The sequence below is a fragment of the Nitrosophilus labii genome (assembly GCF_014466985.1).
Taxonomy (GTDB): domain Bacteria; phylum Campylobacterota; class Campylobacteria; order Campylobacterales; family Nitratiruptoraceae; genus Nitrosophilus_A; species Nitrosophilus_A labii.
In genome coordinates this window covers 245,184-262,522 of the sequence record NZ_AP022826.1, presented here as the reverse complement: position 1 = coordinate 262,522, position 17,339 = coordinate 245,184, and the positions used below count along the sequence as shown (strand labels likewise).

General features: G+C 35.0%; 21 protein-coding genes. 1 reads left to right on the top strand and 20 read right to left on the bottom strand.

Translation table 11 applies throughout. The annotated features are described in order from the left end of the window. Position 1: 1 nt before the first annotated feature. The 15 genes from NIL_RS01430 to NIL_RS01360 all read right to left on the bottom strand — a co-directional run bounded on the left by NIL_RS01430 (position 2) and on the right by NIL_RS01360 (position 10,721). Positions 2-247, bottom strand: a complete 246-nt coding sequence (locus NIL_RS01430) for a KH domain-containing protein (protein ID WP_187648539.1) — start codon at positions 245-247, stop codon at positions 2-4. A gap of 1 nt (position 248) precedes the next feature. Further along, positions 249-476 (bottom strand): 30S ribosomal protein S16, encoded by a 228-nt coding sequence (rpsP, locus tag NIL_RS01425; protein WP_187647873.1) that lies wholly within the window; start codon positions 474-476, stop codon positions 249-251. 86 nt (positions 477-562) lie between these two features. Further along, entirely contained in the window at positions 563-1,909 is a 1,347-nt protein-coding gene (ffh, locus tag NIL_RS01420) for a signal recognition particle protein (protein WP_187647872.1), read from the bottom strand. Between the two features lie 116 nt (positions 1,910-2,025). After that, entirely contained in the window at positions 2,026-2,757 is a 732-nt protein-coding gene (locus NIL_RS01415; protein ID WP_187647871.1) for an RluA family pseudouridine synthase, read from the bottom strand. A 9-nt stretch (positions 2,758-2,766) separates the two neighbouring features. Beyond that, positions 2,767-3,057: a DUF167 domain-containing protein gene (locus tag NIL_RS01410; protein WP_187648538.1), complete on the bottom strand. Its 291-nt coding sequence runs from the start codon at positions 3,055-3,057 to the stop codon at positions 2,767-2,769. Continuing rightward, complete coding sequence (gene waaA, locus NIL_RS01405) at positions 3,047-4,201, bottom strand: lipid IV(A) 3-deoxy-D-manno-octulosonic acid transferase (RefSeq protein ID WP_187647870.1); 1,155 nt, start codon at positions 4,199-4,201, stop codon at positions 3,047-3,049. The genes NIL_RS01410 and waaA overlap by 11 nt, the downstream gene beginning before the upstream one ends. Before the next feature lie 75 nt (positions 4,202-4,276). Next, positions 4,277-4,996 (bottom strand): zinc ribbon domain-containing protein, encoded by a 720-nt coding sequence (locus NIL_RS01400; RefSeq protein WP_187647869.1) that lies wholly within the window; start codon positions 4,994-4,996, stop codon positions 4,277-4,279. Between the two features lie 82 nt (positions 4,997-5,078). Next, positions 5,079-5,801: a Nif3-like dinuclear metal center hexameric protein gene (locus tag NIL_RS01395; RefSeq protein WP_187647868.1), complete on the bottom strand. Its 723-nt coding sequence runs from the start codon at positions 5,799-5,801 to the stop codon at positions 5,079-5,081. A 142-nt stretch (positions 5,802-5,943) separates the two neighbouring features. Further along, entirely contained in the window at positions 5,944-6,813 is an 870-nt protein-coding gene (gene glyQ / locus NIL_RS01390) for a glycine--tRNA ligase subunit alpha (protein ID WP_187647867.1), read from the bottom strand. A 12-nt stretch (positions 6,814-6,825) separates the two neighbouring features. Continuing rightward, a complete protein-coding gene (locus tag NIL_RS01385; protein WP_187647866.1) occupies positions 6,826-7,077 on the bottom strand; it encodes a glutaredoxin family protein in 252 nt (83 codons plus the stop codon). A 98-nt stretch (positions 7,078-7,175) separates the two neighbouring features. Next, the gene (locus NIL_RS01380; protein ID WP_187647865.1) at positions 7,176-8,036 is read right to left on the bottom strand and encodes a damage-control phosphatase ARMT1 family protein; all 861 of its coding nucleotides are present in this window, start codon (positions 8,034-8,036) and stop codon (positions 7,176-7,178) included. Between the two features lie 97 nt (positions 8,037-8,133). Continuing rightward, positions 8,134-8,628, bottom strand: a complete 495-nt coding sequence (gene purE, locus NIL_RS01375) for a 5-(carboxyamino)imidazole ribonucleotide mutase (RefSeq protein ID WP_187647864.1) — start codon at positions 8,626-8,628, stop codon at positions 8,134-8,136. Positions 8,629-8,682: 54 nt separating this feature from the next. Beyond that, positions 8,683-8,979 carry a hypothetical protein gene (locus NIL_RS01370; RefSeq protein WP_187647863.1) on the bottom strand — a complete coding sequence of 99 codons (297 nt, stop codon included), beginning with the start codon at positions 8,977-8,979 and terminating at the stop codon, positions 8,683-8,685. Continuing rightward, on the bottom strand, positions 8,960-10,255 hold the full coding sequence (locus tag NIL_RS01365; protein WP_187647862.1) for a U32 family peptidase: 1,296 nt from the start codon (positions 10,253-10,255) through the stop codon (positions 8,960-8,962). The genes NIL_RS01370 and NIL_RS01365 overlap by 20 nt, the downstream gene beginning before the upstream one ends. After that, positions 10,242-10,721 carry an ankyrin repeat domain-containing protein gene (locus tag NIL_RS01360; protein WP_187647861.1) on the bottom strand — a complete coding sequence of 160 codons (480 nt, stop codon included), beginning with the start codon at positions 10,719-10,721 and terminating at the stop codon, positions 10,242-10,244. Before NIL_RS01360 ends, NIL_RS01365 begins: the two co-directional genes overlap by 14 nt. A gap of 57 nt (positions 10,722-10,778) precedes the next feature. Here NIL_RS01360 and NIL_RS01355 point away from each other — a divergent pair, with 57 nt between their 5' ends. Then, positions 10,779-11,597 carry a histidinol-phosphatase gene (locus NIL_RS01355; RefSeq protein ID WP_187647860.1) on the top strand — a complete coding sequence of 273 codons (819 nt, stop codon included), beginning with the start codon at positions 10,779-10,781 and terminating at the stop codon, positions 11,595-11,597. A 22-nt stretch (positions 11,598-11,619) separates the two neighbouring features. On the opposite strand, the gene glnA is transcribed toward NIL_RS01355, so the two are convergent. From glnA to NIL_RS01330, 5 genes are all read right to left on the bottom strand, one after another. Beyond that, positions 11,620-13,062: a type I glutamate--ammonia ligase gene (gene glnA / locus NIL_RS01350; RefSeq protein ID WP_197972101.1), complete on the bottom strand. Its 1,443-nt coding sequence runs from the start codon at positions 13,060-13,062 to the stop codon at positions 11,620-11,622. Positions 13,063-13,145: 83 nt separating this feature from the next. Beyond that, positions 13,146-13,556: a hypothetical protein gene (locus NIL_RS01345; protein WP_187647859.1), complete on the bottom strand. Its 411-nt coding sequence runs from the start codon at positions 13,554-13,556 to the stop codon at positions 13,146-13,148. A 9-nt stretch (positions 13,557-13,565) separates the two neighbouring features. Then, positions 13,566-15,497 carry a transglycosylase domain-containing protein gene (locus NIL_RS01340; protein ID WP_246434445.1) on the bottom strand — a complete coding sequence of 644 codons (1,932 nt, stop codon included), beginning with the start codon at positions 15,495-15,497 and terminating at the stop codon, positions 13,566-13,568. Next, entirely contained in the window at positions 15,494-16,192 is a 699-nt protein-coding gene (locus NIL_RS01335) for an ATP-binding cassette domain-containing protein (protein ID WP_187647858.1), read from the bottom strand. Before NIL_RS01335 ends, NIL_RS01340 begins: the two co-directional genes overlap by 4 nt. Then, positions 16,192-17,298: an aminotransferase class I/II-fold pyridoxal phosphate-dependent enzyme gene (locus NIL_RS01330; protein ID WP_187647857.1), complete on the bottom strand. Its 1,107-nt coding sequence runs from the start codon at positions 17,296-17,298 to the stop codon at positions 16,192-16,194. The genes NIL_RS01335 and NIL_RS01330 overlap by 1 nt, the downstream gene beginning before the upstream one ends. Between the last annotated feature and the right edge of the window lie 41 nt (positions 17,299-17,339).

Sequence of the window (17,339 nt, the reverse complement as noted above, 5' to 3'; positions counted from 1 at the left end):
ACTAATCCTCCCTGATCTGAACATTTACCTTGTAACTGATTCCGTCTTTTGCTTTGCAGCCGGAAATTAGGGTTTTGATAGCGCCTATCATCTTGCCCTCTTTCCCTATCAGTTTCCCGGCGTCAACTCTATTTGCAATGATTGTTATCTCGCTAAAACCTTCGTTGACATCATTCCTTTTGACTTCTATATCTTCTGGAACAGTAGCGATAAGCTTCGCATACTTTTCCACAAATTTTTCAATCATCTTATTTTCCGGTGATTTTTTTAACTCTTTCACTCATTTTAGCGCCTACGCTAAGCCAGTAGTTTAATCTCTCTTCGTCAAATTTCACCGTTGCAGGCTCAGTTAAAGGATTATAATATCCTATAGACTCAATCCAGCCTCCATCTCTTCTTTTTCTACTATCCGTTACAACGATTCTGTAAAATGGTCTTTTTTTTCTTCCCATTCTAGTTAGTCTAATAACTGTCATTTAAATTTCTCCTTTTTTATAGTTAAGTAAGGTGAGTAAGTTAAATAAGGTATGTGTAACTACTCAACTTACTCACCTTACTCAACTTATCTAGGAATTCCTCCAGTTTTCATCTGATTCATCATGTTTTGTAGATCTTGCATACCTTTTTTACCAGAAAACTTCTTAGCAAATTTAGCTGCATTGTTAAACTGTTTCAAGATTTTATTAACCTCTTGCTGACTCAAACCGGCACCTTGGGCAATTCTTCTTTTTCTGCTGTTGTTTTTCATGATAAGATCTGGGTCCTTTCTCTCTTTAGGAGTCATAGAGCTTATCATTGCTTTGATTTTTTTGATCTCTTTTGAGTTGTCAAGATCAACATTTTTCAAAGCGCTTGCAATATTTCCCATACCAGGAATCATAGATATCAAAGACTTAAGACTTCCCATCTTTTTTAAAGACTCAAGCTGCTCTAGAAAGTCTTCGAAATTGAATTTTCCTTTTTTTATCTTTTTGGTTAACTCTTTAGCTTTTTTCTCATCAATTACAGCTGATGTCTTTTCAGCCAAAGACTCTATATCACCAGCACCCATCAAACGGCTAGTTATACGATCAGGAATAAAAACTTCCAAGTCCGGCATCTTTTCGCCAGTTCCTATAAATCTTAACGGCACACCTATTTGGTGAGCTATACCGATAGCCACGCCACCTTTGCTATCGCCGTCAAATTTTGTAAGAATTACCCCAGTTATACCTATCTCTTCATTAAACTTAGCTGCACTTCTAACAGCATCTTGCCCCGTTAAAGAGTCGGCTACATAAAAGATATCGTCAGGATTTGCCGCCTCTTTCACTCTTTTTAGCTCTTCCATCAAAGCTTCATCGATAGCAAGGCGACCGGCAGTATCTATCAAAACTACATCATAAAGATTTTTGTTTGCGTAATCCAACGCATCTTTTACAACTTTTACAGGCTCGCTTCCCTCTTCGCTAAAAACGTCAACTTCTATCTGCTGTCCTATCTGTTTTAGTTGTTCTACCGCTGCAAGCCTTTGAAGGTCAGCAGCAACCATCAAAACTTTCTTTTTTCGAAGCTTTAGATAGTATCCAAGTTTTCCCGTAGTAGTGGTTTTTCCGCTTCCTTGAAGGCCAGTCATCAAAACTACGGTAGGAGGTTTAGAGGCAAAAACAAAACCCTGCTTCCCCTCAACTTCTAAAATATCTTTTAGATTTTTCTCTAAAGCCTTTAAAAAATTCTCTTTTCCTATACCGGCTTTTTTTGTATCCAACTCAACTTTGTTTAGAAGCTCTTTTACAACTTTATGGTGAACATCTGATTTTAACAACGACTTTTTAAGCTCAGAGAGTGCCTTTTTAAGAGCTTTCTCATCATCTTGAAATCTGATCTTTTTTATAGCGTTGCTAAATGAGTTGGATATAGCTTCAAACACCTATTAAATCCTTCTATTTAAAAATATTGTTAAAATTACCTACTTTTACGTGAGTGTGAATTTTACTTAAAAAAAGATTAATTTTAGCTAAATTTAAAATTCAAAAGTTCTCAATACTACAACAATTTTTTAAACTCATCAGGTTCGGGTGATTCAAAAGAGTAACCAAATAGCTCTATCTTAGCCGCGTGCAGCATAATTCTGTCCCACTCTTTTCCTCCATATAGAGTATCGCCCAAAATGGGATGGTCTATTCTTGCTAAATGAACTCTTATTTGATGTGTTCTTCCCGTTTTTATAAGGGCTTTTACTTTTGTATATTTGGCCATCACCTCCAAAGGCTCTACTACGGTTAAAGCCTCTTTTCCTTTGGAGTAAGAGATTTTGCTCTTTGCTCTTCCTCCCTTTTTGATAGTCAAAATCGGAAGATCAATAGTTGTTTCTTCAGGCAAAATTCCTTCAACCCAAGCAAAATACTCTTTATAAACCTTTCCCTGTCTGAAAGCTTCTATCGCCTCTTTTCTAAACTCTTCATTCTTAACTAGAAGCAAAACTCCACTCGTCTCTTTGTCAAGCCTGTGAAGAAGTCTGTAACCACTATCTTTTTCTATCTCTTCACTGGTTATAAAAGCTGGTTTGTTTATAGCTAAAATATTTTCATCCTCATATATCACATCTAATTTAGGAATATCTTTAACCCTTAGTTTCGTTTTAGTATCTATCTCTCCTCTTGCTATTTTTACCTTTTTGTTTCCAACATATACCAAACCTCTGTCTATAAGCTCTTTAGCCTTTTTATTGGAGATATCCAGCTGTTTTGCTAAAACTTTGTATGCTTTATCCTTCAAACTTTTCCTTTATATTTTTTCCATATCTTCTATAAACTTTTGTATATTTTCATTTATTGGAAGTTTTAGTTTTTTCCTTTTACTTGTCTCGCCGCTAATAAAATGTATATCGTTTTTTGCAATCTTGAAGCTTTTACTTAAAAATTTTACTAGCTCTTTATTAGCTTCCCCATCTACGGCCGGAGCTTTTATGTTTATTTTTAAACTATCTCCTAAAATTCCTGCAATTTTGTTTTTACTCGAATTTGGCTGAGCTTTTATATAAAAAATGACAAAATCATCTCTTATCTCATACCACATCATAAGCCTCTTTTATCTTTTTTAAAATCTTTTTTATATCCGCTTTTGCAACGATTTTTGTAGGCTTAAAATCTTTTTTTTCAAAAACCTCTTCAAGTTCATCCGCTTCTATAAGTTCTATACCGCCAACATATGAATATGACTCTTTTTGGTTATAGATATTTTTCCCGCTGATTATAGGTTTATTGAAAAATGCCGGCTCTAAAGGGTTATGACCTCCCACGTTGACAAAACTTCCGCCAAGAATAACTAGATCGCTAATGGTATAAATATTTATCAATTCTCCCATTTTATCTACTAAAACCACATCCGCATCAAAACTGCTCTTTTGACTAAATCTATGATAACTAAGCCTCTCAGCCTTGCATCTAGATGAAAGAAGCTCATCTACTTCGTCAAATCTTTCTGGATGTCTTGGAACAATAACCAGAACCGAATCTTTGTTATTTTTAAGCCAGGCAGTAAAAATGATCTCCTCTTCAGGTTCATGAGTGCTTGCCGCAACAATCACTCTTTTTTTCGGTTTTTCATAACTTTTGGTAATTACAGGTTTTACTGCCAGTTTTATATTTCCGGCCACCTCTACATTTTTAGCGCCAAGAGTTTTTAGTCTCTCTCTATCCGTTTCTGTCTGAGCAAATACAAAATCTATATTTTCAAAAATCTTTTTATAAAACCACCTAAGTCTCAGATAGCTTTTGTAGCTTCTATCGCTGATTCTCGCGTTTATCAAAAAGGTTTTGCCCCCTCTTTTTTTAGATAGATAAAAAAGAAGGTACCATAGTTCCGCTTCCGTTACTACAAGAACTCTACCTGGTTTTAGCCAAAACCACAAAAATATCTCAAAAGGCAAAAATCTCACATCCGCATTTGAATACTTTCTAGCTGCCTCGAATCCGGTATCGGTTATAACTGAGAGATTAACTTTGTCAAAACTTTCTATCAAAGGCTTTAAAGATAGGGTTTCTCCAAGACTGCATGAATGAAAATGGATGGTTTTATCTTTGAAAGAAGGATTTTTAAAAAGAAAAAATCTCGATGGAATCGATCTTTTATACTTGTTTTTGAAAGAAATTATTAATAAAAAGGGAATTAAAACTATATAAAAAAAAGTTAATAAAACTGTGTAGATAAATGGAAACATTAAACCTCTTTGGAATTTGGAACTAGGAATTGGGAATTAGGATTTTTCTAATTCCTAATTCCTGATTACTAATTCCTATACCGTTTCTTCCTCTTTTTCAAGATAGAGTATTCTGCCGCAGTGAGGACAGGTTACAATCTCTTCGGCTTTAATAACTTTAGAGAATGTTTTGTCGTTTATTTTCATAAAGCATCCCATGCAAGCCTGCTTTTTTACCGGGACAACGGCGCTGTTTCCGGCCCATCTTCTTATCTTTTCATAAAAAGCCAAAATTTTTTGAGGGATTTTTGAAACAAGTTCTTGTTTTTTTTCAAAAACTTTTGTTCTTTCATCTTCTATCTCTTTTAGTTCAACCTCTACAGACTCTTTTATCTTTTCAAGCTTCTCTTCAATCTCTATTAACTGATTTTCTAAAGCCTCTTTCTCTTCAAGCTTTGTTTCACAAAGATTTTCAAGTCTTGCAATCTCTTCGTTTGCAAAGCTTATCTGCTCTTTTGCAATTTCCTCTTCAAGCCCAATAGCTTTTGCCTCTTTTTCTGTTTTAACATTAGCACTTTTTTTAGAGAGTTCCTCTAGCTTTTCAGCAAGTTCCTGCAGATGAAGCTCATTCTTTCTCTTTTTGAGTTCACACTCTTGAATCTCATCGTTTAACTGTTTTATTGCAGTTTCTATAGTTCTCTTTTCTTTTTCTACTTTTTCTAACCTTGCTCTTATCTCTGCAATTTTTGGTTCAAAAGCATCTATATCTTTATCTATTTTGGATAGTTCTACAAGCTGTTCTATAAACTGTTTCATCTTTTTCCTTTTAGTGCTAATTGCTACTTTTTTCTATAAAATTGCGAAAAAATCTTTTAAAATTATGGATTTTATAGATTTTTCAGATTAATCCGAAGGGATTTTTTGTTGATGAAATTATAGCTTCTATTTGATTTTTTTTCAATTCATCAGCTAAAATCTGCCCAAAGAAGCACTCGCTTGAGTAGTGCTCTATATCTATGAGACTAAGTCCCAAAGACTTTGCCTCCATTGCATCATGATACTTTATATCTCCTGTCAAAAAGAGATCCGCTTTTACATCTTTTATCAAAGATCCGCCGGCTCCCGTGGTAAGAGCTACGCTTTTTATTCTCTCTTTGCACTTAAGTACTCTAACTTTTTCCAAGCTGAAAGCCTCTTTTACCAACCGTACCATCTCTTCAAAACTTTTATCCACTTCAAAATAGCATATAAAATCTTCGCAAATAGCTGAGCTAAAACCTAAAACTTTTTTTGCAACATAGCTGTTTAGATGTGTTTTATCAAAATTTGTGTGCATCGATATCAAAGAGATATCTTTTTTTATAAACTCTTTTATAAGATTTGAAGGATATGAAGAGAAATCCAGCTCTTTTATGCCTTTAAAAATAAGAGGATGGTGTGTTACAACCAATGTTTTTACATCAAGAGAGGATAAAAGCTCAAAATCTATATCCATAGAGACAACAACTCTATCTACTTCGTCATCGGAACTTCCAATCTGAAGTCCGCTGTTATCCCAACTCTCTTGAAGTTCAAAAGGACTTATTTCATCCAAAATATTGTAAATTTCTTTAACTTTCATAAAATTTCCTTATTGGACATTGGATATTAGACATTGGTGCATTGGTATATTAGTGTATTGGGAATTGATATATTAGATAATCCTAACTCTTAACACTTAATTCTTAACACTAACACCAACACCCTTTCACTGCTTCACTCCTTCACACCCACTCCCCACTCACTTCTTTATAGACTGTTGCACAACCTCTTGCAAGCTCTCTTACTTTTAAAATAAAATTTTGTCTCTCAGTTACACTTATAGCCTTTCTTGCATCTAAAGTATTAAATATATGACTAGCTAAAAGACAATAATCATATGCAGCCAAAGGGATTTTTTGTTCTAAACATCTTTTACACTCCTTAGCCGCATCTTCAAAATGCCTAAACAGCATCGAAGTATCTGCCACTTCGAAATTGTATCTGCTAAATTCAAACTCGCTTCTTTTATGAACATCCGCATAAGTTACACAACTACCGTCAGGATTTTTGTTCCAGACTATATCAAAAACACTCTCGACTCCCTGCAGATACATAGCTAGTCTCTCCGTCCCGTACGTTATCTCAACAGCCACAGGATCGCAAGAAAATCCCCCCACCTGCTGAAAATAGGTAAATTGAGTAACCTCCATTCCATCTAACCAAACTTCCCAACCTAACCCCCAAGCACCAAGAGTAGGGCTCTCCCAGTTATCCTCTACAAACCTTATATCATGATTTTTAATATCCAGTCCCAAAGCCTCCAGGCTTTTGAGATAAAACTCTTGTATATTGTCTGGGCTTGGCTTTATAAGTACTTGAAACTGATAATAAGCTCCTAGTCTGTTAGGATTTTCTCCATATCTGCCATCAGTGGGACGACGTGAAGGAGCAACATAAGCTGTTGCCCACGGTTTGTCGTCAAGAGATTTTAAAAAAGTTGCTGGGTGAAAAGTACCTGCACCACTTGGAAAATCATAAGGCTGCACTATTGTACAACCCTCCTTTGCCCAAAAATTTTGGAGTTTAAGTAGCAATTCGCTAAAAGTTATCATTAATCTTCCTTTTTATCTGATTCCCAGCTCTTTTTCTATCTTAGCCTGATCGAATCCGCAGATCCATCTACTCCCTATAAGTACAACCGGAACACCTCTGCAACCATGTCTTTCACAATCTTTGGCAGCTTTTTGGTCTTTGCTTATATCTATCTCTTTAAACTTTATACCTTTGGCTTTAAAGTAGTTTTTAGCTTTTACACACCAATGGCAACCTGGTCCTGTAAATATAACAACTTTTTTTTGAGGTTTTTTTCCACTCATTTCACCTCCTTAAATTTAGAATATTTATTAAAAATTAAAATGGTTGAGTAGTTAAAGATGTTAATTATTTCAACTGCTAAACTCTTCAACCATTTTAACTATCCTGCGCTCATGCAAATCAAGTCCCCAACATTTTTACCTATTTTATCGGCTACTACGGAACACTTTACTTTGAAAAGAAAAAAGAGCCTCTCATCTTTCATCTCTTCCATACACTCAAAATTCCCCATACCTTTGGCAAGTATCAGTTCCGCCTTTTTAAAAAGCTCTTTTGTCTCTTCATTTGCTCTATCTAAGATAAATCCGGGAGTATCAACCCCGCTATCTACAATAGTGGCGATTTTGTCCATATCTATAGCTTTCGCATCAGATACGGTAACATCGTTAATTATAGGCCTTCCTCTTACAACATAGTAGATATCTAGTTTTGGATTGAAATCTAAAAATGTCTCTATCATAACTTTATCAAAGAGATGTTCTCCTACGTTATCTCCTATTACCATCAAAGATTTCGCCTCTTTTAGTCTCTTTTTGAAAAGCTCTTTATGATCCACGGCAAACTCGGCTTCAAAAATAGTCTCAATCTCTTTTTTTATATCAAAAGTAACTTCAGTGGCAAAATCTATGACGTTCCCTGCTACTGCGGCTCTTAAAGCCGTATCCACAATATCTTCAGAATTATTCATTTTTTTTAGGACTAGTTCTAATAGTTTCAAAGCTTTATCGGTAGATTCTATCTTTTTCTCTTCATAAAGATCGATTTTACCGACAATCTCAGAAATCTTAGGGTACAAAAGCGACGCGGCCTCAGGTGGAGTCTGCTCTATTTTCAGTTTGGATATAAGTTTTGCAGACTCTTTCAAAACCTTGACAGCACAATCTTCTTCACAATTTATCGCTTTTACAACTCTCAATGTCTGGTTATAAAGACAAGCCAAACAATCTGGTTTCATATACATTATTTTCCTTGTTGTTTTGTGGACTGGTTAAAAAAGTTAAGTAGTTGAGTAGAAAAAAACCGCTATTACTCAACCACTCAACTATTCAACTAATTAACTACAATAATACTTCTATCTGACTAGAATCTGCTTCAACTTTTTTCGCTTTTGCTATGCGGTCTTCTTCAAGTTTTGTCTTTAGTTCATCATCATCTATAGCTAAAATCTGCATAGCTAGATATGCCGCGTTAACCGCTCCAGCTTTTCCCACCGCTACCGTAGCAACAGGCATACCAGCAGGCATTTGAACTGTACTTAAAAGTGCATCCATTCCGTCCATAAATCCTCCCTTCATAGGTACGCCTATAACGGGTTTAACGGTTAAAGATGCTACCACACCTGCCAAATGAGCGGCCATCCCGGCGGCACAGATAAATACTTTGGCACCCTTTTTTTCAGCCTCTACAACATAACTTTTTGTTCTATGAGGACTTCTGTGAGCGCTAGAGATGAGCAACTCATACTGAACGCCAAACTTTTCAAGTACATTAGCACACTCTTTCATAATCTCATAATCGCTTTTACTTCCCATTATAATAGATACGAATCTCATAATACTCCTTTACGTTTGGTTTGATTAAAAATTTTTGGAAAAATCTATCTATCTTTAAATCAAAGCCGCCTTTTTAGCGTAATGATTACTATCTTCCATTATACAGAGTTTATACTTTTTAAACCTCATATTGAAAATATACGCAAAAAAGTATAAAGAGGCATATATGGCTACCGCTAAAGAAACCAGATTTGTAAGTATATATATACTCTCTTTAGAAAACCCTAAGATACCTCCTATCAAACCTATCAAAAAACTAAATACCAAAGTACCTACTAATGTAGCAACCATAGCCCTCCACTGCCATGCCCACCAGATTGGAACTATCTCTTTAATCGTTACTTTTTCCAATTTTTCTCCTAAAAAACGAGAAAGGCTCCATTTTACATGGAAGCTTTACTCTATTTTGATTTCCGCTGTGAATACACTCCATCTCTTTACCGGACTCGGTCTTGATTTTGTAAAATTTCACAAACCAAGAATCCTCTTTTTTGTAAACTTTTCCTATCTCGTTTTCACACTCCGTCAACTCCCCATTAGGTGAAACTATCTCTACCTCATCACCTTTACACATCTTATCTTTTGTCAAAAAGTAAAGCCCATCTTCCGTAACTTCAGCCGTTACTTGATGAGTTCCTTCACTGATAGAGCTGTCTAACTTTTGTGTATCTGCCTTCTCATAAGGTCTTTGAATAAGATATGCATCGGTAAAACCTCTATGTTTAGTAGTATGCAACTCTTTTTGATAGATTTCAGGATAAAATCTGCCATTATAATAATCATCTATCGCACATCTATAAACTTTAGTTGTTATCGCGGTATAGTAAGGACTTTTTGTTCTTCCTTCGATTTTTAAGCTATCTACTGCTTTGCTATCTAAAATCTCTTTTATGTGGCTTGCTAGATTTAGATCTTTTGCATTCATGATATATGTTCCCTCACCTGCCACCTCTTCTAGTTTAAAAAGTGTTCCGGTCTCTGGATTTTCCGCATAAAGAGTATAAGGAAACCTACAGTCATTTGCGCAGCTACCTCTATTTGGTACCCTTCCGCTTTGCATAGTCGATATAAGACATCTTCCGCTATAAGCAAAACACATACTTCCGTGAACAAAAACCTCTAGCTCAAGTTCAGGCAATTTCTCTTTTATTATCTGAACATCTTTTAGGCTAATTTCTCTTGCTACTATGATTCTTTTTACTCCAAGTTCAAAATATACCTGAGCGTCTAAATAGTTCATAACGTTTGCCTGAGTGGAAAGGTGCAAGTCTATATGAGGAGCAATCTCTTTACAAAGATTGATAACGCCCGGGGTACTGACGATGAAAGCATCAGGCTCCAGCTCAGCCATCTTCTCAACATGTTTTCTAAAAAGCTTTATTTGCGAATTGAAAGGAAATCCATTTATTGTACAATAAACCTTCTTTCCTCTTGCGTGAGCGTAATCGATCCCTTCTTTAAAACTCTCGATCGTAAACTCTTTTCCGCTTCTAATTCTCAAACTAAAATGGCTTACACCTCCGTAAACGGCATCGGCCCCATAATTGATGGCGATTTTTAGTTTTTCTAGATTTCCGGCAGGACTTAACAGCTCTACTTTTTTCACTCTATCCTCACTTATTCTCATACTCTTCTATGATTTTTATAAATCTTTTATATCCCGTCATTCTCGCATAATCTTTCGCACTGTAGTTGAAACCATCTTTAGTTGTAGTATCCACACCAAGGGATAAGAGATATCTAGTAATCTCTTCATCCCCATAGCTAACAGCGGCCATTAGAGGTGTAAAACCAGACTTTCTTTTGGTAGTATTAGGATCTAATCCACTCTCAACTAAAAAAGTAACAATATCGAGTCTTCCTTTTTTGATAGCGTCATCCAAAAGTGAGACCCCTTCCTCATCAACTTCAAAAATATCAGCGCCGCTTTTTGCTAAAAGTTTAAATACTCCTAAACTGCATCCATTTTTAATGGCAAATCTAAGAAGCGATTCTCCGTTTTCATTTTTTAAAGAAGAGACATCATCTATCTCCTCAAGTAGCTCTTTTACCCCCAAAATATTGTCTCTTTTAATCTCGTTAAAAATATTCATAAATCCCCCATCTGCTATAATTAAGATAATATTATATCAAATATTAAAAGGGAGAAAATGAGAGTCGATCTTCACAATCACACAAAACTTTGTAACCACGCAGAAGGTGAAATTGAAGAGTATATAGAAGCCGCAATCGAAAAAAAGATAGATATTTTTGGATTTAGTGATCACGCACCAATGAACTTTGACCCAAAATACAGAATGAAACTATCACAGATAGCGATATATGAACAGATGGTTAAAGAAACAAAAGAGAGATACAAAGATAAAATAGAGATTCTTTTAGCCTATGAGGTGGATTTTTTACCCGGACTCATAGAAGATAGAGTCTTAAATGCAAAAGTGGATTATCTCATAGGCTCGGTACATTTTCTGCCTAAAACTAGCTCTCACAAAGAGATATTAATACATCAAAATCTTTGGGGTTTTGACAATCCCGAGTTTATCGGCGAATATAAAAATCAAGATATAGATAAAATCTGGCAAGACTATTTTGATGCGATAGAGGCAATGGCAAAAAAAAGACTTTTTGATATAGTCGGTCACTTAGATCTTATAAAAGTTTTTAATTACAAACCCAAAAAAGATGTAAGAGTGATTGCAAGAAATGCTTTAAAAGCTATAAAAAAATCTGATATGGTTTTGGAAATCTCTAGTGCTGGACTAAGAAAACCGGTAGGTGAAATCTATCCCAGCAAAGAACTTTTAGAGATGGCGTATGAAATGGATATACCTATCACTTTTGCAAGTGATGCCCACAAACCTGAACAAGTAGGTTTTAAAATAGAAGAGTTAAAAAGTTTAGCAAAAGGGATTGGATATTCAGAATTTGCAATATTTAGAAATAAAGAAAAAATATTGATTAAATTTTAATATTGGGGCAAAGCCCCAAAAATTAGCAAGAGTATGTAGTTATAAATTCGTATGGATGCGGTCTTCCTTCCCACGGCCAGATTTCTGTCTCAAACTTGTAATGCTGGTATGTTTGAATAAACTCTTCTGTCATTACTTCACCAACTTTAAATAACTCTTTCTCTTTTAGCATTGCTTCCACAGCTTCCCTTAAAGTATGAGGCATCTGTTTAATTCCCTTTTCTCTAATTTCATCTAGACTAAGTTCAAACAAATCCATTTCCATAGGTTCACCAGGATGAATCTTATTTTTTATACCATCAATACCTGCAAGAAGCAAAGCAGTAAAAGCCAAATATGGATTTGAAGAGCTATCAGGAAATCTAAACTCAGTCCTTACGCTCTTTTCACCGGCTCCCCAAGGAATTCTACAACTTGCACTTCTGTTTTGAGCCGAATAGGTCAAAATTGAAGGTGCCTCAAATCCAGGAATTAATCTTTTATAAGAGTTTGTAGAAGCATTTGTAAAGGCTGCAACTGCTCGAGCATGTTTTAAAACCCCACCTATAAAATGAAGTCCTGTTTCACTTAGATTTGCATACCCATCTCCATAAAATAGGTTCTTTCCATCTTTCCAGATAGAGATGTGAGTATGCATACCGTTACCGTTATCTCCATACAAAGGCTTTGGCATAAATGTTGCAGTTTTACCATTTATATGCGCAACATTTTTAACAACATATTTTAACTTTTGAACATTATCGGCTGCTTCTATAAGCGTTCCAAATTTCACACCAATTTCGCCTTGTCCCTGGGCAACTTCATGGTGTATTACATATGTCTCAAGTCCAATTTCCTCCATTACTTTACTCATTTCAGCTCTTATATCCATTAAGCTATCTACTGGAGGAACTGGGAAATATCCACCTTTTGTTCCTGGTCTGTGTCCAATATTGTAAACATCGTTTTCAGGATTATCAACACCTCTATTCCACTCTCCTTCACTTGTATCAACCTCATAGCTTTGACAATTTATCTCATCTCTGATTGTAATGTTGTCAAAAACAAAAAATTCATTTTCAGGTCCAAAATAAGCAACATCTCCAATTCCGCTCTCTTGTAGATATTTTAGAGCTTTTTTTGCTATGCTTCTTGGACACTTTTCATATGGCTGGTTTTTGTATATATCATAAACATCACAAATTACGACTAAAGTCGGATCAGCTGTAAAAGGATCAACAAATTCAGTTCCAGCTTCTGGCACTAAAACCATATCGGACTTATTGATAGGCTGCCAAGCTGGAAGAGAACTACCGTCAAATGGAAGTCCATTTCTAAAAGTTTCCTCACTAATAGCCTTTACATTATAAGTAACATGATGCCAAGCACCTTTAATGTCAGTAAATCTAAAGTCTATAAATTCAATCTCATGCTCTTTGATAGTATCAAAGAGTTTTTGAAGCTTTGCTTCATCTATTTGAAACATATATACTCCTTTTATATTTTTTTGAATTCACCAAAAATTATATCTAAATCAAATTTAATTAAATTTTATTTTTTGATTAAAAATTAATCACCCCTCTTAAATTTCTCTTTTACATAATTTTTAAACCAACTGGTACAGCATCCCCCGCTAGGATTTCTAAGAGCGCAGTTACATCCGTGGAGTTTAACTTTCAACTTTTTCTCTTTAAAAGAGTCGGGACCAATACTCCCTTTTGTATAGTTAAAACAAAAACATACTATTCCATCTTCACTTGAGAAATTTTTATATCCAACTTCTCTTATAACATCCTCTTGCGTTAGATTTTCTCCTATCGCAAAATAGATATTTTCACAATCACCGCTCCAACAAAAGTAATACCCTTTATCCTTTTTTATTTTTGATATATCTTTTAGATGTGCCATCAGTACCTCATGAGAGACCTTTTGTCCTTTTTGTTTACATTTTGGACAGATTCCTTCCATTACAAACAACATAATTTCCCTTTAAAAAAGTAGTTTATCTTCAATAACCGGCTCCTCTTTCATAGCAGGAGGTTTTGAGATATCAGTAAATACCTCTCTTTTACCATTATATTTAGTTATTATAATACCTTTTGGAGCATCAAACTCTCTTTTAATTTCAGGATGTTTTTTCAAAAGCTCTTTAAAAAATTTCCCTACAACCGGCGCTGCTGCCACACCACCCGATTCTCCCTTTCTCATAGGGGTATTGTTATCTTTTCCAAACCAAACAATAGCCTCTAATTCCGGCGTAAAACCGCAAAACCATGCGTCTATATTGTTGTTTGTTGTTCCGGTTTTTCCGGCTACCTCTAACCCTTTTACTCTAGCTCTTTTTCCGGTTCCTCTCTTTACCACATCTTTTAATATATCTATCATCAAAAAGGCCTGTTTTGGTTCAAATAGATACTCTTTTTTTTCCTCTTTTTCATAGATTACATCTCCGTTTTTATCACTAATTTGCAAAATAAGTCTTGGTTTTACTTTCGTTCCATAGTTGGAAAAGATCGAATAAAAACCTGCAAACTCATAAGGTGAAATCCCTAGACTTCCCAAAGACAAGGAGAGATCCATAGGCAAGTCTTTAAAGCCAAATCTTTTTAACTCTTTGTAAACATTCAAAAGTCCTATCTCATTTACAAGGTTTATGGTAGCTAGGTTTCTTGAATGGACCAAAGCCTCTCTAAGAGTTATAAGACCTTTAAAATCTTTCTCATAATTTTTAGGCTGCCATTTTTTAACCTCATCCCCGTTATCAAACTCGTAGGTTCGAGCAACATCTGGAATCAAAGATACGGTAGAGTAGCCCATATTGAGGGCCGCTTGATATATAAAAGGCTTAAAAGAGCTTCCCGGCTGCCTTTTTGACTGGGTAGCCCTGCTAAAGGAGCTTTTTTTATAATCGACCCCTCCAACCAAAGCTAAAATATCTCCGGTTTTATTCTCCATAACTACCATAGCACCGTTTAGCGTCTCTACCTGCTCTTCGTTTTTGGCTCTTTTAAGGATTGCTTCATATCCCTCTTTTAGAACTTTTTTCGCTAGTTTTTGATATTCAAGATCAATAGTCGTATATATACTGTATCCACCGCTTTTTAAATCTTCGATATCTTTTGATAATCTTCTAATAATCTCATCTACCACATATGGAGCCCTGTTTTGAGTTAAGGTATCATCATAAACGATAGGCACTTCTTTTATAGATTTTGTAAACTCCTCATCATCTATCCATCCTAATTGATGCATCCTAGATATTACTCTGTTGGCTCTCTCTAATGAGGCTTCTAAGTTTTTGGTAGGATCGTAAAAACTAGGAGCCCTTGGCAGTCCAACTAACATAGCTGCCTCTTTTAGGGTCAAATCTTTCAAACTTTTATGGAAATAGCCTTGTGCTGCCGTCTTTATACCGTAATATCCGTGTCCAAAATAGATCTGATTTAAGTATCTTTCTAAAATCTCCTCTTTAGAGAGCATTGACTCTAAGCGTAAAGCTAGCAAAATCTCCTTTATCTTTCTCTCTATCTTCTTCTCTCTGCTCAAAACAGTATTTTTAACCAACTGTTGCGTAAGAGTACTTGCACCCTCTACAAACTTTCTAGCCTTTATATCTTTAATAATCGCTCTAAAAATCGCATCGAAATTTATTCCATGATGTTCAAAAAAGAGAGTATCTTCTATAGCCAAAAGAGCTTCGATAACGTGTGCGGGTATCTCGTCGTACGTAGCATATATTCTGTTTTCCTCATCAAAGAGATTTGCAATCAGTTTCTTATTTCTATCGTATATTTTAGTAGTGAGTTTAGGTTCATAGTTAATAATATAGTCGGCTTGTCCCCTTATTTGATTATAATAATATATGAGTATAGCGCCTATTGCCATAAAAGTTATCAACAAAAAAGATATAAAGTATCTCACTTTCTCCACTCTCTTTTAGCAAAATTTGACTCTATCAATCTTTTTGTATACTCTTTTTTTGGATTTTTTAAAATCTGGTTCATTAATCCCTCTTCAATTATCTCACCTTTTTTTATAACAGAAATCTCTTTGCAAATCTTTGAAGCACTATCTATATCGTGTGTTACAAAAAGTGTCAAAAAATCAAATCTTCGTTTCATATCATTCAAAAGTTTTATAACCATATCTTTTGTATCGGGATCTAGCGCAGTTGTTGGCTCATCAAGCAAAAGAAGCTTCGGCTCTAAAGAGAGAGCCATAGCTATAATGACTCTTTGAAGCTGCCCGCCACTAAGTTCTGGTGGAAATCTATCTAAAAACTCCTCTTTTAATCCTACCAATTTCATTAACTCTTTTGCTTTGTCCAAAGGGGTTAAAAATTGATCTCTTATCTTTGTTAGTGGAGATAAAGAGGTAAACGGATTTTGGGGTACCAAAGAGATTGTCTTGCCTCTTTTTAACTCAAACTCACTCTTTATCTTCATATCTGCTTTTATGTTCGATGGCAAAAGTCCCAAAAGAGCCTTTAAAGTCAGACTCTTTCCACTGCCGCTCTCTCCCACTAATGCCAAAGAGTCTTCGATCTTGAAAGATATATCAACCAAAATTTTTCTTTTTTCAAAATCTGCTATTGTTAACTTTTCACATATAAACATTATTTTGACCTAAACTCTTTTTGAAGTAACTCTATCTCTTTTAAAAGTCTATAAAAACTTTTTTTGCTCTCTTTTAACCTAGGAATCACCCTAAGTATCGGTTGTTTCACTGTCGGCGGCCTTATAGACCCGACCAAAAAACCTTTTTGTAAAAGAGATTTTTGAGCCATTAAAACATCATTAGAGCTTTTAAACTCTATTGGAAGTATCAAAGACTCTATATCTTTATTCAAAACAGATTTTATTATATCTTTTCTTTCCTCAATTCTTTTTGATAACTTTTTACTCTTTTTTTTAATATATTTCAAAGCTTCATGAGCCAACAAAACATCAAAAAGTGAAAGTGCAGTAGTATAGATAATGCTTTTTGCTCTATTTTCTAAAAAAGAGATTATCTCTTTGGAAGCTAAAATATAAGCTCCATAACTGCCATAAGCTTTTCCCAAAGTTCCCATCTTTATATGGTTTGATTTTGGCCAAATTTTATAATAATCAAATATTCCCATAAGCTTTTGACCTATAACACCGCTGCTATGTGCTTCATCTACTATTAAAAGAGCTTCATTTTCGTCAGCGATGTGAAAAATCTCTTCATTTAGTAAATCGCCGCTCATAGAGTAAACACCCTCTACGGCAATGAAAACTCTTTTAGCAGAGCTTCTTTTTATTTTATTCTTTAAATCCTCTGCATCATTGTGTCTGAAAAACTCAACCTTTCCTATGCTAAGCTTCGTAGCCAAAATGCCGCTTGCGTGATACTCCTCATCTATCAAAAGAAGATCTCCTCTTCTTGGCAGAGCCTCAATCATAGCGATGTTTGCCAAGAAACCGCTTCCTAAAACCACCCCATTTTCAAAACCGTTTACTCTACAAAGATCCTCTTCGAAATTTTTATGAATCTGTGTATATCCGTTTACTAGTAAAGATGCCTTGGCAGCATTTGATGGAAATCTTTTCAATTCTTTATAGGCTTTTTTTAAAAAACTCTTTTTTTCCGCAAATCCCAAATAATCGTTTGAAGCAAAATCTTTGAGATTTTTATCATATACAACTCTTTGTCTAAATCTATCTGCTCTTTTTAAAGCTAAAAGCTCTTTTTCATACATACATTGCCTTTATACCTTAAGTCATAACTTGTAAATTTAGT